Below are 21,855 nucleotides of genomic sequence, written 5' to 3' on the forward strand. Positions count from 1 at the left end.
AAAAAACGATTGATTAAGATCCTATTTTAGCCATTTCCTCTTTAAAATCTTTCTTGAATTTTTCGTATTCAAAATCGATTTTCAGCTTGTCATCGCTGCTAATTCTATCTGCCATATTCTTAATGATTTCCTCTCCTGCAAGTTCCATTGCAACATAACAGTGAAATTTACCATCTTTGGTTTTCTTCATTTTTTCGCAAATCACACGTGTACCATTAAGCACCTGGCTTACAATACTTCTTGAAAGGTCCTGAAAACGCTGTTTTGCTTCCTGATTTCCATTAAAATCGTGTTGTGAAGAATAGTTGTCTGTCACAACATTTACTTTTGCCTGAATTTCCGATGCCAAACCAGCACGAGCATCTGCATAAGCTATTTTCTTAGCAATACTCATATTTGGACTTAAACCATCAGCCGATGCTCTAAAATATTCTCCATTGGTAAAGTATTCTGGTCCTGAACAAGGAACATCAAAATCTACTTCATCAGGCTGTTGAACCTGTGCTACCTGTTGTGGTGCCGAACATGCGAACATTGCACCCATCATTGCTACTGCAAATAATTTTCCTAAACGTGTTTTCATTTCTTGTTAATTTTTAAGTTTTATTGTATTTCTATTCTTATTGATGTTTGAAATAGAGTTGTCGAATTTCATTCTCACGCAACTGTCGATTGTAAATTCTCAGGTTGTCAATCTCGCCTGTGAAATACCTTTTTGCGCCTGGATCGTATCCAATAAAACCACCTTCGCCACTCTTAATTTCGCCACGCATCTTTGTATTCTCAACCAAAACCATTTGGCCATCTACAAACAATTTTGAACGTGATTCATATTCCAAAACCTCAACGGTTAAGGTGATCATGTGCCACTGATTGTCCAGCAACAATCGGTTGGCATCAAAATCAAATGTTAAGTATCCTCCATCGGAATATCTTTTCTGGTAGAACAACTGATTTTGAAGCGTAGTTCCTAAAATGGTGCAGCCTGCAGCTTTTCGTCCAAGAATGGCTCCTCCCGAACTTGTTTTTACCCATGCACTAATGGTATAAGCACTCCAGTTTTCGATTGGATGCTGAGGAATTGCCAAATAAGAATCGCCATTAAATTGTGCCGATTTACCTGCCCCACTTAAAGTACTATTGATCACCATAGGAGCATGATCTCCCTGTACCAATGCATTGTAATTGCTCAAGCCCATAATATTTTTCCCGGTTCCATCGTCGAATGTATAGTAGGCCAGTAATCCTGAAGAAACAAGTAACTCCTGAGTTGGATTGGTATTATTTTGCTGCACCCTCTCTGTCTGAACTCTTGGCTGAACCGTTGGAGCAACAGCAGAATGATCGATGGTCATTTGCAATTTTTTCAACTCCTGAATGAGCTTTCGCTGCATCTTCTTTAATACATTTCGACTTGCCGACATGCGTGCCGTTGATTCAGAAGTGCTTTCCGGAGCTAAAGATCGCTGGTCGTTTACCGAATACTGAAAAACAGTTTCCTGCGTATTTCTTTTCAAAATCTGTAAGCTTACCGATGTGAAATACTCTTTCATGTTGTACATCTCACCAGGAACAGTTCCTCCTTTTCGAAAGTCTTCACTTAAATCCACAATAACATCTGCTGAGGATTCATTGGGAACAAAATTGAAGTAGTTGTTACTCAAAATCCTTTTTACAGATTTGATTAAAGCTGAATTGTCATATTGTCCTTGTCTTAGAAAAGCTTTAAGCGTTTGTGCCTCCAGATTAATAGTTACTTGTGCCTCTGGAATAGACTTAATGGTGCGAATTAATCTTCGAACCATTTTATCGTTGGCAGCACAAAGTTTTTCCATATCAGGTTTTATGCGAACCACCTGCCTGCTTTGCTTACTGGTCACATTTAAAATCTGCAATTTTGCACTACCATGCTCATTGGTTAAAAGATTCGCATTCAACTCGCCCGAGCCCGATATGAACTCTGCTTTTAAAGGCAAGTTTGCAATGGAATAGGCTCCTTGTTTTGCAATTAAACTGATTGGTTCTTTAACTGCCTGAAAGTTTTGTGCATTTACTGAACTCGGTATTGCTGATAACTGAACATCATCGAAAGCACCAAGTAAAGATTGATACAGCTCATTGCCCAGGAATATGGTTTCGCCATTCACCTGGTATGCCAAATTTTTATTCAGGTCATTCTGAATCAGCTTTAAACCTTCAACGTAATTAAAAATGGCTCCTGATATGTTACCAGAAATCTTTTGTCTCCTTGCTTTCTGCAAATTATCGTAAGCCTTTTGTTGAATTCTCTCGATTCGAATACCTTCCTTTTCTTTGTAATCATATTTATTCAACTGATAGTACACCCAATATTCGGTATCATTCTCCCAGGCTTCTACCAATTGGTAATCTTCGATGGTGCGTTGAGTCTCCACTTTAATATCTTCCCTGAAAGAAGTGGATACCTGCCCATTGTCTTCCAAAGTATTTAGCAAAGATTTGCTGGCAAGCTTTACTTCTATCTCGGAAACCAAATCGCTAAGTGCTTTGCGCTTGGCAATTTTCATATAGTCTTCCTGCGATTTATCTGCATATCCAATACCAGTATAATACATGGTATTAATTGGTCGGCTACTTACCCACGAAGGTCTATTCTGTCCAATCAATTGAATTGGAATTAATAGTAAAAGGCACAGGGCCAGAGTCCATAAAGAACTCCGGCTAGTACCTTTCTTATTTAAAACAAGAAAATTCATTGTTATTCTATTTGTTTGAAATCAACTATTCCTGAATGGTGATATAAACCGTATTGCCATCCACTCGTTTTTTAACGGCAATGCCCACATCACTTCTTAAATAATCCCAAAGATTGAAAGCAAAATCACTCACACTAAACGGATTTCCATTTTCATCTTTAGGTGGAACTTGAATCTGATCGAATATCACCGCTTCTGCAACCGATCCCTGAACATGATATTTGCCTTTAAAGGCATTCTTTTTTACCCAAAGACGCAATAGGTCTGACAATGGAATCATATCGTTTCCAAGTTCAGTATCCATATCTGTCATGGAATCGCTGGCAATTGAGACATTCAACACAATGGTGTTTCCACTGCTGGCCTTCTTCTGGAAATTTGTATTTACCTGGGCCAAAAAATCATCCAACATGATTTTAATTGACAGAGAAGCTAGCTTATCTATAGCCGAAGTTCGAAAACGCGGCGACCAAGTTTGTTTGCTAGCAATGATATTTCCTGATGCCGTTTCATAGGCCTTCAGAATTAAGGAAACTCTGTTTCCATTGGCTGCAAAATCCTTTTTGATATCAACCGAAACATAGATGTCAGATCCTGAATTTCGAATCAGCTGTTTGTCTACTGTCTGGGCATCATTCATTTCGAAATTTGCCGAACGCATGGCCGCATTCATTTTTGCCTCAAAATCAATGGTAGTAACACCTCTTTGGTTAAAGCCTTCCTGAACTGCAGCAACTGCAATTCTTTTATCGAAATCATTCTGAAGAATATCCTTGTAGGATTCTCCTGATTTTTTGTAAGGAATTACCATGATGGTTGGGAGTTGCATTTCACCTACAACCTCCATAGTATGAGAATCACCTACAGAGTAGGAATCAGCCTTTGAAACAAAGGCTGATAACAAAAACATACAAAAGATGATTATTGAAACTATGTTTCTTTTCATTTTGAAATTCAAATTCTACATTTTTACTGGAAATCCTTTACCAAAAGGACCTTCTCTCTCAATCAATTCCGCATAAATCTTTAATTCACCATTAAAGTCAGCTAAGATTTTATCTCCACCTTTCATCACCTTACATTCAGCAAAATCATCACCTTGAACCTCTACAACTTTAATTCTTCCAATTTCTTTAATTAATTTTTTACCTCGGAATTCTTTCTCTTCGCAAATTTTAAATTGATCACCTTCCTGAACCCCAAGAGCTGAACCTGCTTCAATTAATAAGCTTCGTGCCGCTCCTTTTTTCTCTGCAGTAATTTCAACGATTTCTGCTGTGATCGGAAAAATGCCTTTAATCTTCTTGATAACTTTATCTTTTGCATTTTTTACTGCCTTCATAATCGCAGCATCCTTTGTTTTTTCTGATAAAAATGTTGAACAAGCAATATCTGCCATGCCTTTTTGAGTTCCATCCTTAAGGTTGGTCACCTTGAAAACAAAGTTTAGTTTTCCACCATAACCTGTTACCTGTCCTTTATCATTTTTCACTGGAACAGCATCATAATTCGATAAAGTACCAGTTACCACCCAGTCTGCACCTTTTACACCTGCTTCCTGCAAGCGTTTCCAATTGGCTTCATTCATAGCGGCCTCACCCGACTGACGATAGATTTCTTGACCAACAGCAGACAAAGTATTGATATCAATAACCTCGTGTAAACCTTTTTCAACAAATGCTTGCACAATTACATCATGAACATTCTTGGCATATTGCTCTGAATTTTTAAAGCTACATTTGATATCCCCAACCAATACCACTTCTTTTTTTTCCTGAGCAAATAAGATGCTCACCATCATCATTAGAGTTAAGAGTACAGATAGTTTTTTCATGTTTTTCTTTTTAAATTTATAATCAGCCTTAGTTATGGTGCTTTAATCCAATACACCAACGAATCATAAAATAACAGAAAGAAAATTGATTATCAGTAAGGTAGGAGTACCTATCTATCGAATCGATTTGTTTAATTATTAAACAATTGACCTAAGGAATCCAAGGCGAATAATCTTTCTATATAGTTTAACCTTCAACCATACCCCTACAAAAATCAACTCATTTTAATTGCTAACGGTTCACATATTTACAGCCTAATAATTAAAGGCCATAGACCAGCTAAAGAGTTTAGCGGAACGCACGGAAGCGCCAGAAAGATGGTCTGAGGTATCTTTGACATTGATGCCAAACCAATTCAGATTTATACTCCCCCTGGAACACGAATGACACAGATGGAACAGATTTTCGCGGATTTTATATTGGCAAAAGTGATGTGACCAGAATCACTTCAACGATTTTGTGGACTTTTGATTACCTTTACTGCTCAATTATAGATTTATTAGAATGATTACAACAGACCAGCTAAAGAGTTTAGCGGAACGCACGGAAGCGTTAAGGAGGTATCTTTGACATTGATGCCAAACTAATTCAGATACAAGAAGAAGAAATGAGAACTCAGGCTCCTGGATTTTGGGATAATCCGAAGGAAGCAGAAGTTCAAATGAAAAAGGTTCGTGGCCTTAAATCGTGGGTAGAATCCTACAACGAAGTAAAAGAATCGTATGATGATTTGGCCGTTCTTTTCGATTTTGCCAAAGAAGGAGAAGCTTCTCCAGAAGAGGTTGATGAGCAGTTTGCCACTACTCAAGAGCTTATAGAGGCCTTAGAGTTAAAAAATATGCTTCGTAAGGAAGAAGATAAGCTGGGAGCAATTCTTAAAATTAATGCAGGTGCTGGCGGAACTGAAAGTTGTGACTGGGCAAATATGTTGCACAGAATGTATCTTCGTTATGGAGAATCACATGGATACAAAGTCAAACAACTGGAATATCAGGAAGGTGACGAAGCAGGAATTAAATCGGCAACTTTAGAATTTGAAGGTGATTTTGCCTACGGATATCTGAAATCAGAAAATGGAGTACACCGTTTGGTTCGCTTATCTCCATTTAACGCTGCCAACAAACGCATGACTTCTTTTGCTTCGGTATATGTATATCCTGCAATTGATGACAGTATTGAGATTGAAATTAACCCTGCAGATATCTCATGGGATACTTTCCGATCTGGTGGTGCCGGTGGGCAGAATGTAAATAAAGTTGAAACCGGAGTTCGACTGCGACATGCTCCAACTGGAATTATCATTGAGAATACTGAAAGTAGATCTCAACTTGGAAATCGTGAGAATGCTCTTCGTTTATTAAAATCTCAGTTGTACGAATTGGAATTGAGAAAACGACAGGAAGAGATCGATAAAATTGAAGGTTCCAAAATGAAAATTGAATGGGGATCACAAATTCGTTCCTATGTAATGCAACCTTACAAATTGGTAAAGGATGTTAGAACCGGACATGAATCGTCCAACGTTCAAGGAGTAATGGATGGCGATTTGGATGGATTCATCAAGTCGTTCCTAATGGAATTTGCAGGAGAGGAAAAAAACTAAATACATAAAGGACGTAATAAAATTACGTCCTTTTCATTTGATAATTATAAGCTATACAAATGTAATCGATACTGGTGTAGGATTTAAAAGGTTATCCAAAACCGGACTTCTCTCTTGCATTATTTTCAACCATTTTTCTTTTTGTTCTTCAGTAGCTTCAAACACGGGCTTCAACACAATTCCTATGTTTTGGTAACCAGCCCTATCCTTAGTAGGCATGCCAAATAACTTCTCTGGATTTAGCTCTCCTTTTATCTCAATATCTAAATCTTTAAGTTCAATATCCATTTCATGAGCAATCTTAAAAGCCAATATATGAATACATCCACTTAAACCACAAAGAATATACTCCACAGGATTAGGAGCCAAATCGGTTCCTCCCAATGGTTCTGGTTCATCAACCATTATTTTAAAGTTCCTTACACTTATTTCTGACCTTGAATTAGATTTGGTCTTTGATTCAATAAGAAAATCTATTTTCTGAATTTCCATCTGCTCCATACTTTTCTGATTTAAATTGTACATTTACAAAAGTAAGCAGGTAGATGCTGGAAGGTAACTTCAACCCTGTGTAACTAAATATATCGGAGGGTGTAATTTTACACCTTTGACAAGAGAATTAACATGGAACAAATTCACGATTCAGGAAAGAATTGCCTTTCTATTCTATCAACCAAAGAATACAATGAGCTTTATTCAAATAGCAACAGTCTTAATTTTGAAGCCGGAGAGCTAATTGTGAAGAAGGGAAGCCCGGTTAATAATATTTATTTCCTCAAATCAGGAATTGTTGAATTATCATTGGATCAAGCCCCGAAAAACCAAATACTCAGCTTACTGTTTAATGGCGAATTCATAGGGATCAATTGTGTCTTTTCAACAGCTCAGTATCGCTTTTCAGCGCGTGCATTAACCAAGTGTTCTATTGAACTATTAGATAAAGAAACTTTCGCCAAGCTATTGAAAGAGAATGGTACATTTTCTATGGCTTTTATCCAATATATATCATGGGTAAATGAAGGTTTTCTAAACTGGCAAATGAAATTAAAAGAGAAGAATTCTGCAGGTGCACTTGCTTTTCTCATCTGTGAATTTCAGAAAAACTTTGATAGCAATTCATTTGAGATTCCTTTAACCAGGCAAGAAATAGCTAGAATAATAGGCTTCTCCAAAGAGAGTGTTTTAAAAAATCTTGCTGATTTTAGAAAAGAAGGTTTAATCGATAGCAATGGTAAATCCATTACAATTATCGATGCCTCGCGTTTAGAGGAAATTGCCAAATATGGTTGACAGCCCTTTAATGCTCCGATTTGCTTTTTTCTTTTGGCTTAATTAGTCCTCCAAAAAGAATCCCAAACAACATTCCATAAGGAACCATGGTGTACCAATTGGCTTTTATTGGACAGGTACCCGATACACAACCAACGTATCGCCAATAAAGATAACCACCTAACAAACCAATCAATCCGCCAATAATTTCAAATTTTCTCTTGTTAAAAAAGTTCTTCATTTTGTCTAAATTATTATTAGCTCAAACCTAATAAAGATTTTGCAAAAGTTTTGTCAATTATGTGACAATTAACACATCCGAATTTTATCATTAAGATATATCGGCTAATTTTTCCGAAAGCCGTATATTTGTATTCACAAAACCAAAGATACACAACAACACAATGTTATACCGAAAGGTATTTAAATAACTCACTAATATCACTTTGTTCATTAATTGAGTTTTAAATATCCATCGGCATAATGACTGTTTGCTTAATAATACATGTAAAATGTCATTAAAGATCTATCACAATCCAAGATGTGCAAAAAGCCGTGCTGGATTAAAATACCTTCAGGAGAAAGGTTTAGAACCTGAAATCAGATTGTATTTAAAAGAAGAATTTACCGAAGCAGAACTTGCTGACGTACTGATGAGAATGCACAAAGAGCCCCAGGAAATCATTCGAACTCAGGAAAAAATCTTTAAAAGTGATTTTAAAGGTAAAAACTTTAACCGTGAAGAATGGATCAAAATATTGATTGAATATCCTAAGCTAATCCAACGCCCTATAATCGTTAAGGATTGTAAAGCTGTATTTGCCGATCCTGCCGAAAACGCTGACGAGATTTTATAATCTCTTGATAATTTAAATCTTTCTTAATCACCTAATTGAGTTGTGTAACAGAATTCAACAGTGGTTTTAATGCCAGTTTTTAAGCTATTAAATCAATTGAGGAACATGAAGATATTCAGAAAATATTACCTGATCATGCTTTCGGTAATTTCAGCAGCATGCGATCCATTTAACACCAAGATCGGACCTGAAGTTTCTCTATTTCAAAGCAAGGAAATAAAAGAATATAACTTTCCGGACACCCTTAAAGTAATGACCTGGAACATAAAATTTGGTGGAGGCCGAATCGATTTCTTTTTCGATTGTCATGGCGATCGTGTCATTATGGAAAAATCGGAAGTGATCAATCACATGAACGCTTTGGCTGAAAAAATCCGTGAAGTAAATCCAGATATATTACTCATACAAGAAGCCGATGTAAACGCCAAACGAAGTGCCTTTGTTGATCAGGTTCAATATCTACTTGATAATACTGATTTTAATTATGCAGCTTATGCATCGCAATGGAAAGCTTCCAAAATTCCTAGTGATGGTATTGGCAAAATGGATTCCGGCAATGCAATTCTATCGAAATGGAAATTTACCGATGCAAAAAGAATTGCCCTGCCTTTAATTCAATCACAAAATTTCATTGTTAGGTATTTTTATTTAAAAAGAAATATTCTGGATGTTCAAATGGAACATGAAGGTAAGAAATTTCATATTCTGAACACTCATGCCTCAGCCTATGCAAAGGACGATACCAAGAAAAAGCAATTGGATATTATTAAAGCTTACGCCGATGCAATCTCATTAAGGGGTGATCAATTAATACTTGGAGGTGATTTTAATTCGCTTCCTCCTTATACTAGACAAACCAGTAAGTTTGATGATTCGGTTTGTACCGATGAAGAATTTGAAGCAGACAATTATTCAGCCGAAACAGAGTGGATGATGCCTTTCTATGAAAATTACCAGGCGGCCATTCCTTTGAATGAATATCAAAATAATAACAAAGATCATTTTACGCATACCACAGATAAGAATGCTTACTGGAATCGAAAACTGGACTATCTGTTTACAAACGGTAAGTTCATCGATAAAAGTGGTGAAACTTTACAAGAGTGGATGCAAATCTCTGATCATGCACCTATTATCGTGAATTACGAGTTTTAAATTACGAATTACGAGAAGCACATACCATAATACAATGGCTTGCTTTCGTAATTAATAATTCGTCATTCGTAATTAAAAAGGTGTTTTAGAAGTATGATGCAAAACATTTTTTAAACTTTTTCAAAGTGATAAAAAGGGCTTATTTTTAGACCCTAATTTTTAAACAGTTACAGTTATGGCAGATAATAAACTATTTAGTGAGTTTGCTCCACAATCTACACAGGAGTGGATCGACAAAATCACTAAAGACCTTAAAGGCGCTGACTTCGATAGAAAGTTAGTTTGGAGAACAAATGAAGGATTCAATGTTCAGCCTTTCTACAGACTGGAAAACATGGAAGATAAGATGTACATGAACACTTATCCTGGAGATTTTCCATATGTACGCGGAAACAAGAAAGATAACAACGACTGGTTTATCCGTCAGGATATCATCGTTGAAGATGTGAAGGCTGCAAACGCAAAAGCTCTTGACGTTCTTAACAAGGGTATCGACTCATTAGGTTTCGTTTTAAATTGGAAAAGCCTTAGCAAAGATGAATTAGCAACTTTGTTGGAAGGTGTTTACATGGATTGTGTTGAAGTAAACTTCGAAAAATCACACGGTTCAGTAGAGTTAATTAAAAACTTACAGGCTATTGCAACTGAAAAAGGAATTGCTCTTGACAAAGTTCAAGGTGGTGTTGCTATTGATATTTTAGGTGGTTACAGTACTTGCGGTAAATTCTGTACTTCAGAAGAAAACTCATACAACTACTTGAAAGAAGCTGTTGAAGCTGCACAAGAACTTCCAAACTTTAAAGTTGTTGCTGTTGGCGGTAGATTATTCAACAACTCAGGATCATCTATCGTTGAAGAATTAGGTTTTAGTTTAGCTGCCGGTGCTGAATATATAAGCAAGTTAATGGAAGCTGGTTTGTCAATTGAAGAAATTGCTCCAAAAATCCGTTTCAACTTTGCAACTAGCTCTAAATATTTCATGGAGATTGCTAAGCTAAGAGCAGGTCGTATGCTTTGGGCTTACATCTTGAAAGAATTTGGTGCTTCTGAAGAAATGTGTAAAATGTTTATCCACGGAGAAACTTCTGATTGGAACAAAACTGTTTACGATCCATACGTAAACATGCTTCGTACTCAAACTGAAGCTATGTCTTCTGTTCTTGGTGGTTTGGACTCTTACACAGTTAAGCCTTTCAACTCTGTTTACGAAGATACTACTGAATTCTCAGAACGTATCGCACGTAACCAGCAGTTATTGTTGAAAGAAGAATCACACTTCGGAAAAATTGCTGACCCTGCTGCAGGATCATACTATATTGAATCTCTTACTGAATCAATCAGTGAAGAAGCTTGGAAACTTTTCCTTGAAGTACAGGAAAAAGGTGGTTACCTAGCTGCCTTCAAAGCTGGTTTCATTCAAGAAACTATCAAAGCTACTGCTCAGAAGAGAGATATGGCAGTTGCTACTCGTAAAGAAAACTTCTTAGGAACTAACCAGTTCCCTAACTTCGGTGAAGTTGCAGAAAAAGAGTTGGATGCTGCTTTATTCGAAGCTGAAGATAAAACTGAAGCTGATGCAGAATGCGAAACTTTGAAGCCATACCGTGGTGCTCAAGCTTTCGAAGCAATGCGTTACAAAACTGATGTTTACGCTAAAGAAAACGGTCGTCCAAAAGTGATGATGTTCCCAATTGGAAACTTGAATATGCGTAAAGCTCGTGGTCAGTTCGCTTGTAACTTTTTTGCTTGTGCTGGATTCGACGTGGAAGATCACAATGGATTCACTACTGTTGAAGAAGGAGTAAAATTTGTAACTGAGAAGAACGCGAAAATCGTTGTTGTTTGTTCATCAGATGATGAGTACGCAACTATCGCTCCTGAAGTTTATGAAGCATTAAAAGGAAAAGCTACAGTTGTTGTTGCTGGTGCTCCTGCTTGTGCTGAAGAATTAAAAGCTAAAGGTGTTGAAAACTTTATCAACGTGAAGTCGAACGTACTTGAAACATTAAAAGCTTACCAAGCTGATCTTGGTATCAAGTAATTGAGGAGAACGAAAAAGTAGATTTTCAAATTTTACTTCAAAAAATTAAGACAAATGAAACCAAATTTTAAAAATATAGATATCAAGTCATCTCAAAGAGCTGCTGCACCTTCTCAGGAATGGGAAAAGGAAAACGGCATCGAAAAATCTTGGATGACACCTGAGCAAATTCCTGTTAAAACTGCTTTTAACAAGGAAGATTTAGAAGGTATGGAACACCTTAACTTCGTTTCTGGTTTACCTCCATTCCTTCGTGGACCTTATTCAGCGATGTATCCTTTGCGTCCATGGACAGTTCGTCAGTACGCAGGTTTCTCTACTGCTGAAGAATCGAATGCATTCTACCGTCGTAACCTTGCTGCTGGTCAGAAAGGTCTTTCTGTAGCATTCGACTTGGCTACTCACCGTGGATACGATTCAGATCACCCACGTGTAATTGGTGATGTAGGTAAAGCTGGTGTTGCGATCGACTCTATCCTGGATATGGAGATCCTTTTCGATCAGATTCCATTGAACAAGATGTCTGTATCGATGACAATGAACGGTGCTGTACTTCCAGTATTGGCTTTTTACATTGTTGCTGGTTTAGAACAAGGAGCTAAATTAGAAGAGCTTTCAGGTACAATTCAGAACGATATCTTGAAAGAATTCATGGTGCGTAACACTTACATCTACCCACCAGAGTTCTCTATGAAGATTATTGCTGATATCTTTGAATATACTTCTCAGAAGATGCCTAAGTTTAACTCAATTTCTATCTCTGGTTACCACATGCAAGAAGCAGGTGCAACTGCAGATATCGAGTTGGCTTACACTCTTGCTGATGGTTTAGAATACTTGAAAAAAGGTGTTGCTGCTGGTATGGACGTTGACGCATTTGCTCCTCGTTTGTCATTCTTCTGGGCAATTGGTATGAACCAATTCATGGAGATTGCTAAAATGAGAGCTGGTCGTTTACTTTGGGCTAAGATTGTAAAACAATTCAATCCTAAAAACCCTAAGTCTATGGCATTACGTACTCACTCACAGACTTCAGGTTGGTCGTTAACTGAGCAGGATCCATTCAACAACGTTGGTCGTACTTGTATCGAAGCTATGGCTGCTGCATTGGGTCACACTCAGTCTCTTCACACCAATGCATTGGATGAAGCGATTGCACTTCCAACTGACTTCTCTGCACGTATTGCACGTAACACTCAGATTTATATCCAGGATGAATCAACTATCTGTAAAGCAGTTGATCCATGGGCAGGTTCTTACTATGTAGAATCATTAACTCAGGAATTGGTTGACAAAGCTTGGGCTCACATCGAAGAGGTTGAGAAACTAGGTGGTATGGCTAAAGCTATCGAGTCTGGTATTCCAAAACTTCGTATCGAGGAAGCTGCTGCACGTACTCAGGCTAAGATCGATGCTGGTACTCAAACTATTGTTGGAACTAACAAATATCGTTTGGAGAAAGAAGATCCATTGGATATCCTGGAAGTTGACAACACTGCTGTACGTACTGCACAGATTGAACGTTTGGCTAAGCTTCGTGCTAACCGTGACGAGAAAGCTGTTCAGGCTGCTCTTGAAGCCATCACTGAATGTGCAAACGGAGGTGAAGGTAACTTATTGGATCTTGCTGTTAAGGCTGCACAATTACGTGCTTCGTTGGGTGAGATTTCAGATGCATGTGAGAAAATTTGTGGTAGATATAAAGCTGTAATTAGAACCGTGTCAGGAGTATATTCATCAGAATCAAAAGAAGATGCTGACTTCGCAAAAGCGAAAGAATTGGCAGATAAGTTTGCAGAGCAAACTGGACGTCGTCCACGTATCATGATTGCAAAAATGGGTCAGGATGGTCACGACCGTGGTGGTAAAGTAGTTGCTACAGGTTTCGCTGATATGGGATTCGATGTGGATATGGGACCATTATTCCAAACTCCGGAAGAATCTGCTAAGCAAGCTGTAGAAAATGATGTACACATGGTAGGTGTATCTTCATTGGCTGCTGGTCACAAAACTTTGGTTCCTGCAATTATCGAGGAATTGAAAAAATTAGGACGTGAAGATATCATGGTTACTGCAGGTGGTGTAATTCCAGCTCAGGACTACGATTTCCTTTATGAAGCAGGTGTTGCAGGTGTATTTGGTCCTGGAACAAAAGTTTCTAAATGTGCGATCCAAATGTTGGAAATCTTGATCGAGCAATACAAAGACTAATTCGTAAGATTATCACTATATTTAAAGACAGGAAGTAAAACTTCCTGTCTTTTTTTTATCTAAATATTAGCATCATGAATAAATCCCTTTTGCTTTTGCTTTTTATCCTCTTCAATTTAAACATATCTGCTCAAAATAAAACCATAGAAGATACTCGTTTAAAGAAACATGTATTGTATGGCAAAGTTACTCTCGAAGCTTTTGAGTTAGATATCTGTAAAGATTGGTATGGGCCGGAATACAAGAAATACAAAGCTAAAAACGGAATAATTAAAAAGCTCAGAAAACTATCTTTCAAAAATGTAAGAATAGATTTAATTCTGGCATCATGGTGTCATGATTCACATCGAGAAGTACCTCGATTTATAAAAATTCTTGATGAAATTAGGTTTCCATTTGAAAAGCTAAACATGAATGCTTTGGACACAAAGAAAGAGTCGCCCAATTATAATGCAAAAGTTAATAATGTAAGCAAAGTGCCAACTGCAATAATTTATAGAAACAATCAAGAAATAGGAAGAATTATCGAAACACCCAATCAAAGTCTTGAGAAAGACCTTTTAAAAATCCTTTGCAAAAATTAGTATATTAGCAATATCTAAATAACAATCATCAATCAAAATGGAAGAAGTACGCTCTAACTCTGGACAAACACTAGGAATCATCGCTTTGGTTCTTGGTATCTTAACTCTCTTTATCGGATTTATTCCTTGCATAGGCTTCGTAGCCTTTATACCAGGAGTTATTGCCATAATTTTAAGTATCATAGGTCTAAGTAAAGCCAATAAAGATAATGGAGCTATTGGTTTAAATATTGGCGCATTGATTGTATCGGTTTTAGGTGTTCTAGTAGCATCATTATGGTTGTTCTTCTTTGTTGGAGTAGCCAGTATGAACGAAGATGAGATTGAAGGTTTTGTTGAAGAGGTAATTGAAGAAGTTATTGAAGAGTCTGTTCATAATCAGGATTTACAAGAAGCTTTAGAAGAACTGGAACAGCAACTTGAAGAAATCAATATCGACTCCATTGCCAATGAGGTGGATAGCCTTGAAATGAAAATTAAGGTAGAAATTGAAACCAATAAAAAACAAGAATAGCCTAAGTAGCTATCAAATAATCAACCTCATTTTTGCATCAATAATAGCCGGAATATTTATTTATTCGGCAATTTTTTCACACCCAAAAGTAAATCATCCAATACCATCTGTCTTTTCACAGTTAACAGGTGCAGATAGTCCTTCATCTGGTCTTTCTCGTAGCTTTTCGGCTCTTACTCAAGGTGATGTTAAATCAGCAAAAGAACTTAATCCCTACAGCATCCAAATCTTTTTATTTTTTGCTTTTCAGTTGATTTTTAGAATATTTACTTTTTTCTTGATGAAAAAATCATTTTCTTGGATTAACACCTATATTTTTGCGGACATTACTTTGTCTATATTAGTTTTTTTGTTGGTTTTCAAGCCTTTGATTTTTTTCACATTTGAACTATTCAAAAATTTTATCGTAAATTGAATGGAGATTAATATTTATTAAACTTTTGCGATATGTCATTTATACTGGTTAGTTTATTTTTAGCTCTGCTAACAAGTGTTATGGTCTTACATGTTCATAACGAGAATAATCTTTCAAGAAGGATTGTTAAGGCGGGAGTTAATATTCAGAAGCTGTTAGATCAAAATGGAATCAAACATATTGATCTAAAAAAGAAATTTACGACCTCAAGTCTCTCAACTCAACTCAGATTGGTTGAATACCACATGAACTATCTCGATTCTAATTATACTGATTTTGGAACCAAGAAAACAGTATTTCAGAGAATTGATAATATTGAAAATGCCCTAAGTCAATATCAAACATACAATACAGAATTAAAGCTTGCATCATGATGCAAGCTTTAATTCTGTATTGTATGTTTATTTTATATCTGTAAGAGAGAAACATTTATCAACCTTAACACCTCTCTCTGTTTTTATTAAACTACAACACTCAGTAGTAATATCATGTTGCAAAAATAATATTGCATTATTCTCAACTGCCTTTGAAAGAAACTCTTGTTTTTCAGCCAACGATGAAGTTGGATTTAAGTCGTAACTTGCTAACCATTTCACCGGAACATTTGCTGCTGTAGGAATAAAATCTCCTGCAAAAACTACTTCCTGACCATTAAAATTGATCACCGGAATCATTAGCCCTGGGGTATGACCTTCAAAAATCTTCACCTTAAAATTAGGAAATAATTCCCCTTCTGTTTCAACAAAATTAAGTTTTCCAGCCTCTTTTACCGGCATAATGTTTTCATCAAAAAAGGCATCACTCTCACGCATGTTAGGATTTAAATAATTCTCCCATTGCTGCTTACTAACCCAATGTTGTGCGTTTTTAAACACCAACTCATATCCTGTCTTATCAGAATTCCATTTTACCGCTCCTCCACAATGATCGAAATGCAAATGGGTAAAAACAACATCCGTAATATCATCAGCTGAAAATCCAGCATTTTTTAAAGAATCCAACATATTGGCATCACCATTTAGGTGTTGATGCTTGAAAAACTCTTCACTTTGCTTATCCCCTGTTCCATTATCAATCAATATCTTTCTTTCACCATCAACAACAAGCATGCTTCTCATGGCACAATTACAATAATTGTCTTCGTTCGAAGGATATTTTCTACTCCACATTACTTTAGGAACAACACTAAACATCGCTCCTCCATCGCACATAAAATTTCCTGTTTCTATATTGTATATTTCCATGATAAAATTGTTTTATTCTAGTATCTTTAATTTTCGCAAAAAAAAGAGTAATATCACGTTAAAGTACTCTTACTTATTGCGGTTCAAAAATACAATTTTATAAAAGATTATCAATGAAAGTTCACTTTATAGCAATTGGTGGAAGCGCCATGCACAATCTGGCAATCGCACTACATAAAAAAGGATTCGAAATCACAGGTTCAGATGATGAAATTTTTGATCCATCAAAATCAAGATTGGAAAAATATGGAATCTTGCCTAAAGAATGGGGGTGGTTTCCAGAAAAACTTACAACTGATATTGATGCGATTATTCTTGGCATGCATGCAAGAATCAATAATCCGGAATTGTTAAAAGCTCAGGAACTTGGGCTAAAAATATACTCATATCCTGAATACATTTACGAGCAGACTAAAGATAAAACCAGAATTGTGATTGGTGGTAGTCATGGAAAAACCACAACAACCTCGATGGTAATGCATGTTTTTAAGGACAATAATATTGAGTTTGATTACATGGTAGGTGCTCAGATTGATGGATTTGAAACCATGGTTAAATTAAGCAGAGATGCTAAAATTGCTATTTTTGAAGGCGATGAATATTTGTCCTCACCTATCGATCGCAGACCAAAATTTCATTTGTATCATCCTGACATTGCACTGCTAACCGGGATTGCCTGGGACCATATTAATGTATTTCCTACTTTCGATAACTACGTAGAGCAATTTGCAATTTTCACACAGATGATTCAAGAAAACGGCTCATTAATCTATTTTAATGGTGATGAGCACATTGCTAGAATTGTTGAAACAAAAAGAAAAGATATCCAATACATTCCTTATAATTCACATCCTTTTGAAGTGATTGATAACTGCAGTATCCTTAAAACAAACAATGGAAATGTTCCTTTGGAAATTTTTGGAGAACACAACCTTCAAAACCTTATGGGAGCATACCACATTTGTAAAAAAGCTGGATTGAGTGACAAGCAGTTTTACAATTCCATTCAAAACTTTGCAGGAGCGGCCAAACGTTTACAAAAGCTAGCCGAGAATAATTCATGCACGGTTTTTCAAGATTTTGCACACTCTCCATCCAAATTAAAAGCCACTACCGAAGCTGTAAAAAAACAGTTTACCAATCGTAAATTGATTGCTTGCATGGAATTACACACATTTAGTAGCTTGAAAAAAGAATTTTTGCCTCATTATAAAAACACCATGAGTCTGGCTGATAAAGCAATTGTATATTTTAATCCCCAAACGGTTGAACACAAAAAACTTGAGCCTATAACGAAAGATCAGGTAGCAGAAGCTTTCGGCGGAAACAACGTGACAGTATACACTGATTCTGAATTGGTTAGCAAGGATTTATTAGAGCAAGATTTCAAACATACCAATGTTTTATTAATGAGTTCCGGTAATTTTTCAGGAGTCAATTTATCCGAATTGGCAGCAAAAATTGTCAACAAAATCTGATTCAATGAATACACATTGTTTTGCCTGTCAGTAAAATAATACTATTTTTAGTATGAATCAGATTAAACAGCTATAAAACCATGTCTGCTATACACAGGTTAACCATTCTAATTTCAGTTTTTCTTTCATTTGCTTTTGTGAATTTACATGCTCAAAATCAAATACAGAAAGCTGAGGAATTATTGCCTAAAGCGGAAGGTGAGCAACGGATAGGATTACTGCAAGAATTGTCAAAACTCTATTTGGATGTTAATATTGACAAAAGCATAGATTACCTGAAGGAAGTTGTCGTTTTATCCTCGGATACCCCAACAAATCATGCAACAGCTTTATATGATCTGGGAAACCTGTATCGAAGAGTAAACAACTTCAGAAGGGCTTTAGATTGTCATTTGCAAGCTTTGGAAATTCGTGAAACAATATCCGATCAATTGGCTATATCTGCATCGTACAATAATATTGGAGAAATTCATAAAATTCTGAACAAGCACCAAGAAGCTCTTGAATATTTCAATAAATCATTGGAAATCCGGATAAAGGAAGGTTCGGAAAAAGAAGTAGCCTATACCTTAAATAATATAGGAAGCGTTTATTGGCTTGATAAAGACTATGCCAATGCGTTGGAATATTATTTAAAATCCCTGGAAATCAGATCTAAACTTGGCGACAAATCGGATATTGCCTCATCATTGAATAACCTTGGTAATGTGTACAAGAATTTAAACAAGTACAACAAGGCATTAGATTATTACAAAAAGGCTCTAAACATTCGTGAAAAATTGGGCGATGAATCTCTTATCGCCTACACTTTAAATGATATCGGAGGAATATATTGGAGATTGAATAATTTTAACGAATCACTTAATTTTTACAATAGATCCTTAAAAATTAGACGTAAACTGGGTAATAAACGTTTTACTGCTGCTACCCTAAAAAACATCGGAACCGTATACAAGGATTTGAATGAACTTGACTTTTCATTGAAGCACTATAACGAATCGCTTAAAATTTACGATGAAACAGGTGATTTAAAGGAGCAGGCTAATGTTTACTCTTTAATTGGAAACTTGTATAGAAGCTATAACAATTTCGATAAGAGTCAGGAGTTCCATAAAATTGCTCTCAATCTGCATGAGAAATTAGGGAATACAAAAGGAATTGCCTATTCATCCAATAGTATAGGCGAAATTTTAATGAATTACTATAAAAGTGATGATGCCCTAAAGTATCTTCAATCGGCCTACGAAAATGCCAATTATTCAAAAGACAGAAATCTTCAAAAATCTACATCTGAAAATCTCTTTGAATACTTTTCGAACAAAGGTGATTACAAAAAAGCATTGGAGTATTACCGAAACTATTCCACCACACAATATGACAGCATAGCTGATCAGTACGACAAAGACAGAATTAGTGAGTTCGAAGCCAAATATGAAATCTCTAAGAAAAAGGAAGAAATTAAAGGCTTAAAGGAATACAACAGGATGCAAACCATTCTGATTTATCTGTTTGTTGTCCTGATCATTTTATCTGCGATTATTGGTTATATCACATATAAAAACATTCAGCTCAGAAAAGAAACAACAGAAACTTTAACTCATAAAAATAAAGAGTTGGAAGATATCAATTCCCGATTAAAAGAGTCGGATGTTATTTTAAGAGATCTAAATTTAACCAAAGACAAAATTTTCAATATCATTTCAACAGATTTACGTGATCCATTCATCGATCTGAAAAATATTAGTTCCAAATTGATCGAAAGCTTTGAAGAAAATGATATCGATTATCAAAAATCTCTGGCCTTCGGAATTCGTGATTTATCTGTTCATACCAATGAATTGGTAGAGAATATTTTACTATGGTCTGCATCGCAAGCAGGTAAAACCACATTTTCTCCAAAATATTTTAACATACGAGAATCTATCAATGGAATTCTTCAAAAACTATCGGGCCCTATTATTGAAAAGAACCTGAAGTTCATTTTTAATATGGACAATACTTCCATGGTTTATGCCGATTCTGCAGCCATTTCTGAAGTTTTTAAGAATCTAATTTCAAATGCCATTAAATTCTCCTATTCAGAGGGAAAAATCACTCTCTCAGCACGAGAAAAAAAATATCTTGTCGAGATCGAAATATCAGACGAAGGAGTTGGAATGAGCAAATCAAACCTTAATAAAATATTCCGATTAGATAGCAATTACCTTGCACTAGGTACTGCACAGGAAAAAGGAGCTGGAATTGGCCTGTTGCTTTGCAAGGAGTATGTAGAAAAAAACGGAGGTAAAATCTGGGCTGAAAGTGAAGAAGGAAAAGGAAGTAGCTTTTACATCACAATTCCTAAATCTGAGAAAATTTTGGAATCCATGCCAAAAGCTAATGCATAAAAAAAAGAGGCACCCTAATGGGTACCTCTTCATATATCTTAAACTATTATATCGAGTAATTTTTATTTGCGAACAAAGTGATAGTGACTTCCGAATCTTTCGAATGCAGCCTTATCAAGTTCTTCTCTAAAGTCTGGGTGAGCAACAGAGATAATTGCTTTCGCTCTTTGCTGAAGTGACTTACCAAACAAGTTTACAGCACCGTGCTCAGTTACAAACCATCTCATATTGTTACGAGTAGTTACAACACCTGATCCAGTTAATAAAGTTGGAGTAATTTTAGAGATACCTTTTCCAGTAACAGAAGGCATCGCGATAATAGGTACACCACCTTCAGAAGCTGCAGCACCACGTGTAAAGTCAATCTGACCACCTACACCTGAATAGTGCTTGGTTCCGATTGAGTCGGCACAAACCTGACCAGTAATATCAATAGATAATGCAGAGTTGATAGCACATACTTTAGGGTTTTGCTTGATAATACCAACACCGTTAGTGTAAGCAACATCCATCATTAAAACTCCTGGGTTATCATCAACGAAATCATAAAGCTCTTTTGTTCCCATCAAGAAACCAGCAACGATTTTTCCTGGATCTAATTTCTTATTTCTACCGTTAACAACACCACTTTCTACCAATGGAAGAAGACCATCAGCAAACATTTCAGTGTGCACGCCAAGGTCTTTGTGATTTCCTAACTGCGCCAAAACAGCATTAGGAATACCACCAATCCCCATTTGCAAACATGCTCCATCAGGAATCAACTCTGCAACATTTTTACCAATTGCAATATCCATTTCTGATAAAGGAGCATTGTGGTGCTCGATAAGAGGAGAGTTATCTTCGCAGAAGATATCAAAGTTTGATAATGGCATCATTGCATCACCGAAAGCACGAGGTACATTTGGATTGATGATTGCAACTACAGTATCTGCTTCTTCAACTGCAGCTTTACTTGCCTCAACAGAAGTACCTAAAGATACATAACCATGCTTGTCAGGAGTACTTACCTGTACAACAGCAACATTTACATTTAAAACTCCTTCACGAATCAATTGTTGAGTTTCTCCTAAGAATACAGGAATGTAATCAGCATACCCAGCTTGAGTTTGCTTTCTTACATTAGCCCCAACAAATAATGACTCAAGATTAAAAATCCCTTCAAATTCAGGATCAGCATAAGGAGCTGGTCCTTCTGTGTGAATATGCTGAATAGTTACATCGTAAATTTCACCATTACGACCACGATCACACATTGCGTTAATGAATTTATGAGGTGTCAACGCCACTGAGTGCAAGTGCACTCTATCTCCAGACTTAATTACCTTTGCTGCTTCTTCAAAAGAAACTGTTTTAATCTCTTTATGCATCTCTAATCGGTTTTTATATTGATGTTTATAAATTTCTAATTCGCCGACTAAAGTAGTATATTTTTTAAGTGCAATTTCTGCTATTCAGCATGAGTGCTACAAAACATATCTACACTATCGATTCATAATTAAGACTTTGCGAATTAGATCAAAAGAA

The 21,855-nt window shown here is 36.2% G+C and carries 20 protein-coding genes; 12 read left to right on the forward strand and 8 right to left on the reverse strand.

All coding sequences use genetic code 11. The annotated features are described in order from the left end of the window. Window positions 1–13: 13 nt before the first annotated feature. From NQ163_RS12100 to NQ163_RS12115, 4 genes are read right to left on the reverse strand one after another with little or no spacing between them, the layout of a single operon-like run. Window positions 14–583: a hypothetical protein gene (locus tag NQ163_RS12100; RefSeq protein ID WP_268190578.1), complete on the reverse strand. Its 570-nt coding sequence runs from the start codon at window positions 581–583 to the stop codon at window positions 14–16. A 37-nt stretch (window positions 584–620) separates the two neighbouring features. After that, entirely contained in the window at window positions 621–2,735 is a 2,115-nt protein-coding gene (locus NQ163_RS12105; RefSeq protein WP_268190579.1) for a LamG-like jellyroll fold domain-containing protein, read from the reverse strand. A gap of 25 nt (window positions 2,736–2,760) precedes the next feature. Next, window positions 2,761–3,645 (reverse strand): DUF6175 family protein, encoded by an 885-nt coding sequence (locus NQ163_RS12110; RefSeq protein ID WP_268190580.1) that lies wholly within the window; start codon window positions 3,643–3,645, stop codon window positions 2,761–2,763. A 51-nt stretch (window positions 3,646–3,696) separates the two neighbouring features. Further along, window positions 3,697–4,569, reverse strand: coding sequence for a hypothetical protein (locus NQ163_RS12115; protein WP_268190581.1), 873 nt, complete (start codon window positions 4,567–4,569; stop codon window positions 3,697–3,699). 505 nt (window positions 4,570–5,074) lie between these two features. On the opposite strand from NQ163_RS12115, the gene prfB reads away from it, so the two are divergent. Further along, window positions 5,075–6,173, forward strand: a protein-coding gene (gene prfB, locus NQ163_RS12120; RefSeq protein ID WP_120238296.1) for a peptide chain release factor 2 whose coding sequence is annotated in 2 segments (ribosomal slippage) — window positions 5,075–5,137 and window positions 5,139–6,173 — 1,098 coding nt in all. Because the reading frame shifts where the segments join, the coding sequence is not laid out codon by codon here. A gap of 51 nt (window positions 6,174–6,224) precedes the next feature. On the opposite strand, the gene NQ163_RS12125 is transcribed toward prfB, so the two are convergent. After that, window positions 6,225–6,674: an OsmC family protein gene (locus NQ163_RS12125; protein ID WP_268190582.1), complete on the reverse strand. Its 450-nt coding sequence runs from the start codon at window positions 6,672–6,674 to the stop codon at window positions 6,225–6,227. 123 nt (window positions 6,675–6,797) lie between these two features. On the opposite strand from NQ163_RS12125, the gene NQ163_RS12130 reads away from it, so the two are divergent. Further along, window positions 6,798–7,463, forward strand: a complete 666-nt coding sequence (locus NQ163_RS12130) for a Crp/Fnr family transcriptional regulator (RefSeq protein WP_268190583.1) — start codon at window positions 6,798–6,800, stop codon at window positions 7,461–7,463. A gap of 7 nt (window positions 7,464–7,470) precedes the next feature. Here NQ163_RS12130 and NQ163_RS12135 read toward each other — a convergent pair whose 3' ends face one another. Continuing rightward, window positions 7,471–7,683: a hypothetical protein gene (locus NQ163_RS12135; RefSeq protein WP_268190584.1), complete on the reverse strand. Its 213-nt coding sequence runs from the start codon at window positions 7,681–7,683 to the stop codon at window positions 7,471–7,473. Window positions 7,684–7,954: 271 nt separating this feature from the next. Between NQ163_RS12135 and NQ163_RS12140 the strand changes: the two genes are divergently transcribed. The 8 genes from NQ163_RS12140 to NQ163_RS12175 all read left to right on the forward strand — a co-directional run bounded on the left by NQ163_RS12140 (window position 7,955) and on the right by NQ163_RS12175 (window position 15,593). Next, window positions 7,955–8,299: an arsenate reductase family protein gene (locus tag NQ163_RS12140; protein WP_268190585.1), complete on the forward strand. Its 345-nt coding sequence runs from the start codon at window positions 7,955–7,957 to the stop codon at window positions 8,297–8,299. A gap of 105 nt (window positions 8,300–8,404) precedes the next feature. Continuing rightward, complete coding sequence (locus NQ163_RS12145) at window positions 8,405–9,454, forward strand: endonuclease/exonuclease/phosphatase family protein (RefSeq protein WP_268190586.1); 1,050 nt, start codon at window positions 8,405–8,407, stop codon at window positions 9,452–9,454. A gap of 175 nt (window positions 9,455–9,629) precedes the next feature. Further along, a complete protein-coding gene (locus tag NQ163_RS12150) occupies window positions 9,630–11,495 on the forward strand; it encodes a methylmalonyl-CoA mutase family protein (RefSeq protein WP_268190587.1) in 1,866 nt (621 codons plus the stop codon). Between the two features lie 54 nt (window positions 11,496–11,549). Continuing rightward, window positions 11,550–13,706 (forward strand): methylmalonyl-CoA mutase, encoded by a 2,157-nt coding sequence (scpA, locus tag NQ163_RS12155; RefSeq protein ID WP_268190588.1) that lies wholly within the window; start codon window positions 11,550–11,552, stop codon window positions 13,704–13,706. 74 nt (window positions 13,707–13,780) lie between these two features. Beyond that, window positions 13,781–14,290: a thioredoxin family protein gene (locus tag NQ163_RS12160; protein ID WP_268190589.1), complete on the forward strand. Its 510-nt coding sequence runs from the start codon at window positions 13,781–13,783 to the stop codon at window positions 14,288–14,290. 37 nt (window positions 14,291–14,327) lie between these two features. After that, window positions 14,328–14,804 (forward strand): hypothetical protein, encoded by a 477-nt coding sequence (locus NQ163_RS12165; RefSeq protein WP_268190590.1) that lies wholly within the window; start codon window positions 14,328–14,330, stop codon window positions 14,802–14,804. Next, on the forward strand, window positions 14,779–15,219 hold the full coding sequence (locus NQ163_RS12170) for a DUF2752 domain-containing protein (RefSeq protein ID WP_268190591.1): 441 nt from the start codon (window positions 14,779–14,781) through the stop codon (window positions 15,217–15,219). Before NQ163_RS12165 ends, NQ163_RS12170 begins: the two co-directional genes overlap by 26 nt. A gap of 32 nt (window positions 15,220–15,251) precedes the next feature. Further along, entirely contained in the window at window positions 15,252–15,593 is a 342-nt protein-coding gene (locus NQ163_RS12175; RefSeq protein ID WP_120238286.1) for a hypothetical protein, read from the forward strand. A gap of 27 nt (window positions 15,594–15,620) precedes the next feature. Here the strand turns inward: NQ163_RS12175 and NQ163_RS12180 are convergent, their stop codons facing one another. Further along, window positions 15,621–16,463: an MBL fold metallo-hydrolase gene (locus NQ163_RS12180; protein ID WP_268190592.1), complete on the reverse strand. Its 843-nt coding sequence runs from the start codon at window positions 16,461–16,463 to the stop codon at window positions 15,621–15,623. Window positions 16,464–16,576: 113 nt separating this feature from the next. Between NQ163_RS12180 and NQ163_RS12185 the strand changes: the two genes are divergently transcribed. After that, window positions 16,577–17,941 carry a UDP-N-acetylmuramate--L-alanine ligase gene (locus tag NQ163_RS12185; protein WP_268190593.1) on the forward strand — a complete coding sequence of 455 codons (1,365 nt, stop codon included), beginning with the start codon at window positions 16,577–16,579 and terminating at the stop codon, window positions 17,939–17,941. Window positions 17,942–18,021: 80 nt separating this feature from the next. After that, window positions 18,022–20,328: a tetratricopeptide repeat-containing sensor histidine kinase gene (locus NQ163_RS12190; RefSeq protein WP_268190594.1), complete on the forward strand. Its 2,307-nt coding sequence runs from the start codon at window positions 18,022–18,024 to the stop codon at window positions 20,326–20,328. 62 nt (window positions 20,329–20,390) lie between these two features. On the opposite strand, the gene NQ163_RS12195 is transcribed toward NQ163_RS12190, so the two are convergent. Next, window positions 20,391–21,698 (reverse strand): acetyl-CoA hydrolase/transferase family protein, encoded by a 1,308-nt coding sequence (locus NQ163_RS12195; protein WP_268190595.1) that lies wholly within the window; start codon window positions 21,696–21,698, stop codon window positions 20,391–20,393. Between the last annotated feature and the right edge of the window lie 157 nt (window positions 21,699–21,855).

The sequence above is a fragment of the Marinifilum sp. D737 genome (assembly GCF_026672275.1).
Taxonomy (GTDB): domain Bacteria; phylum Bacteroidota; class Bacteroidia; order Bacteroidales; family Marinifilaceae; genus Marinifilum.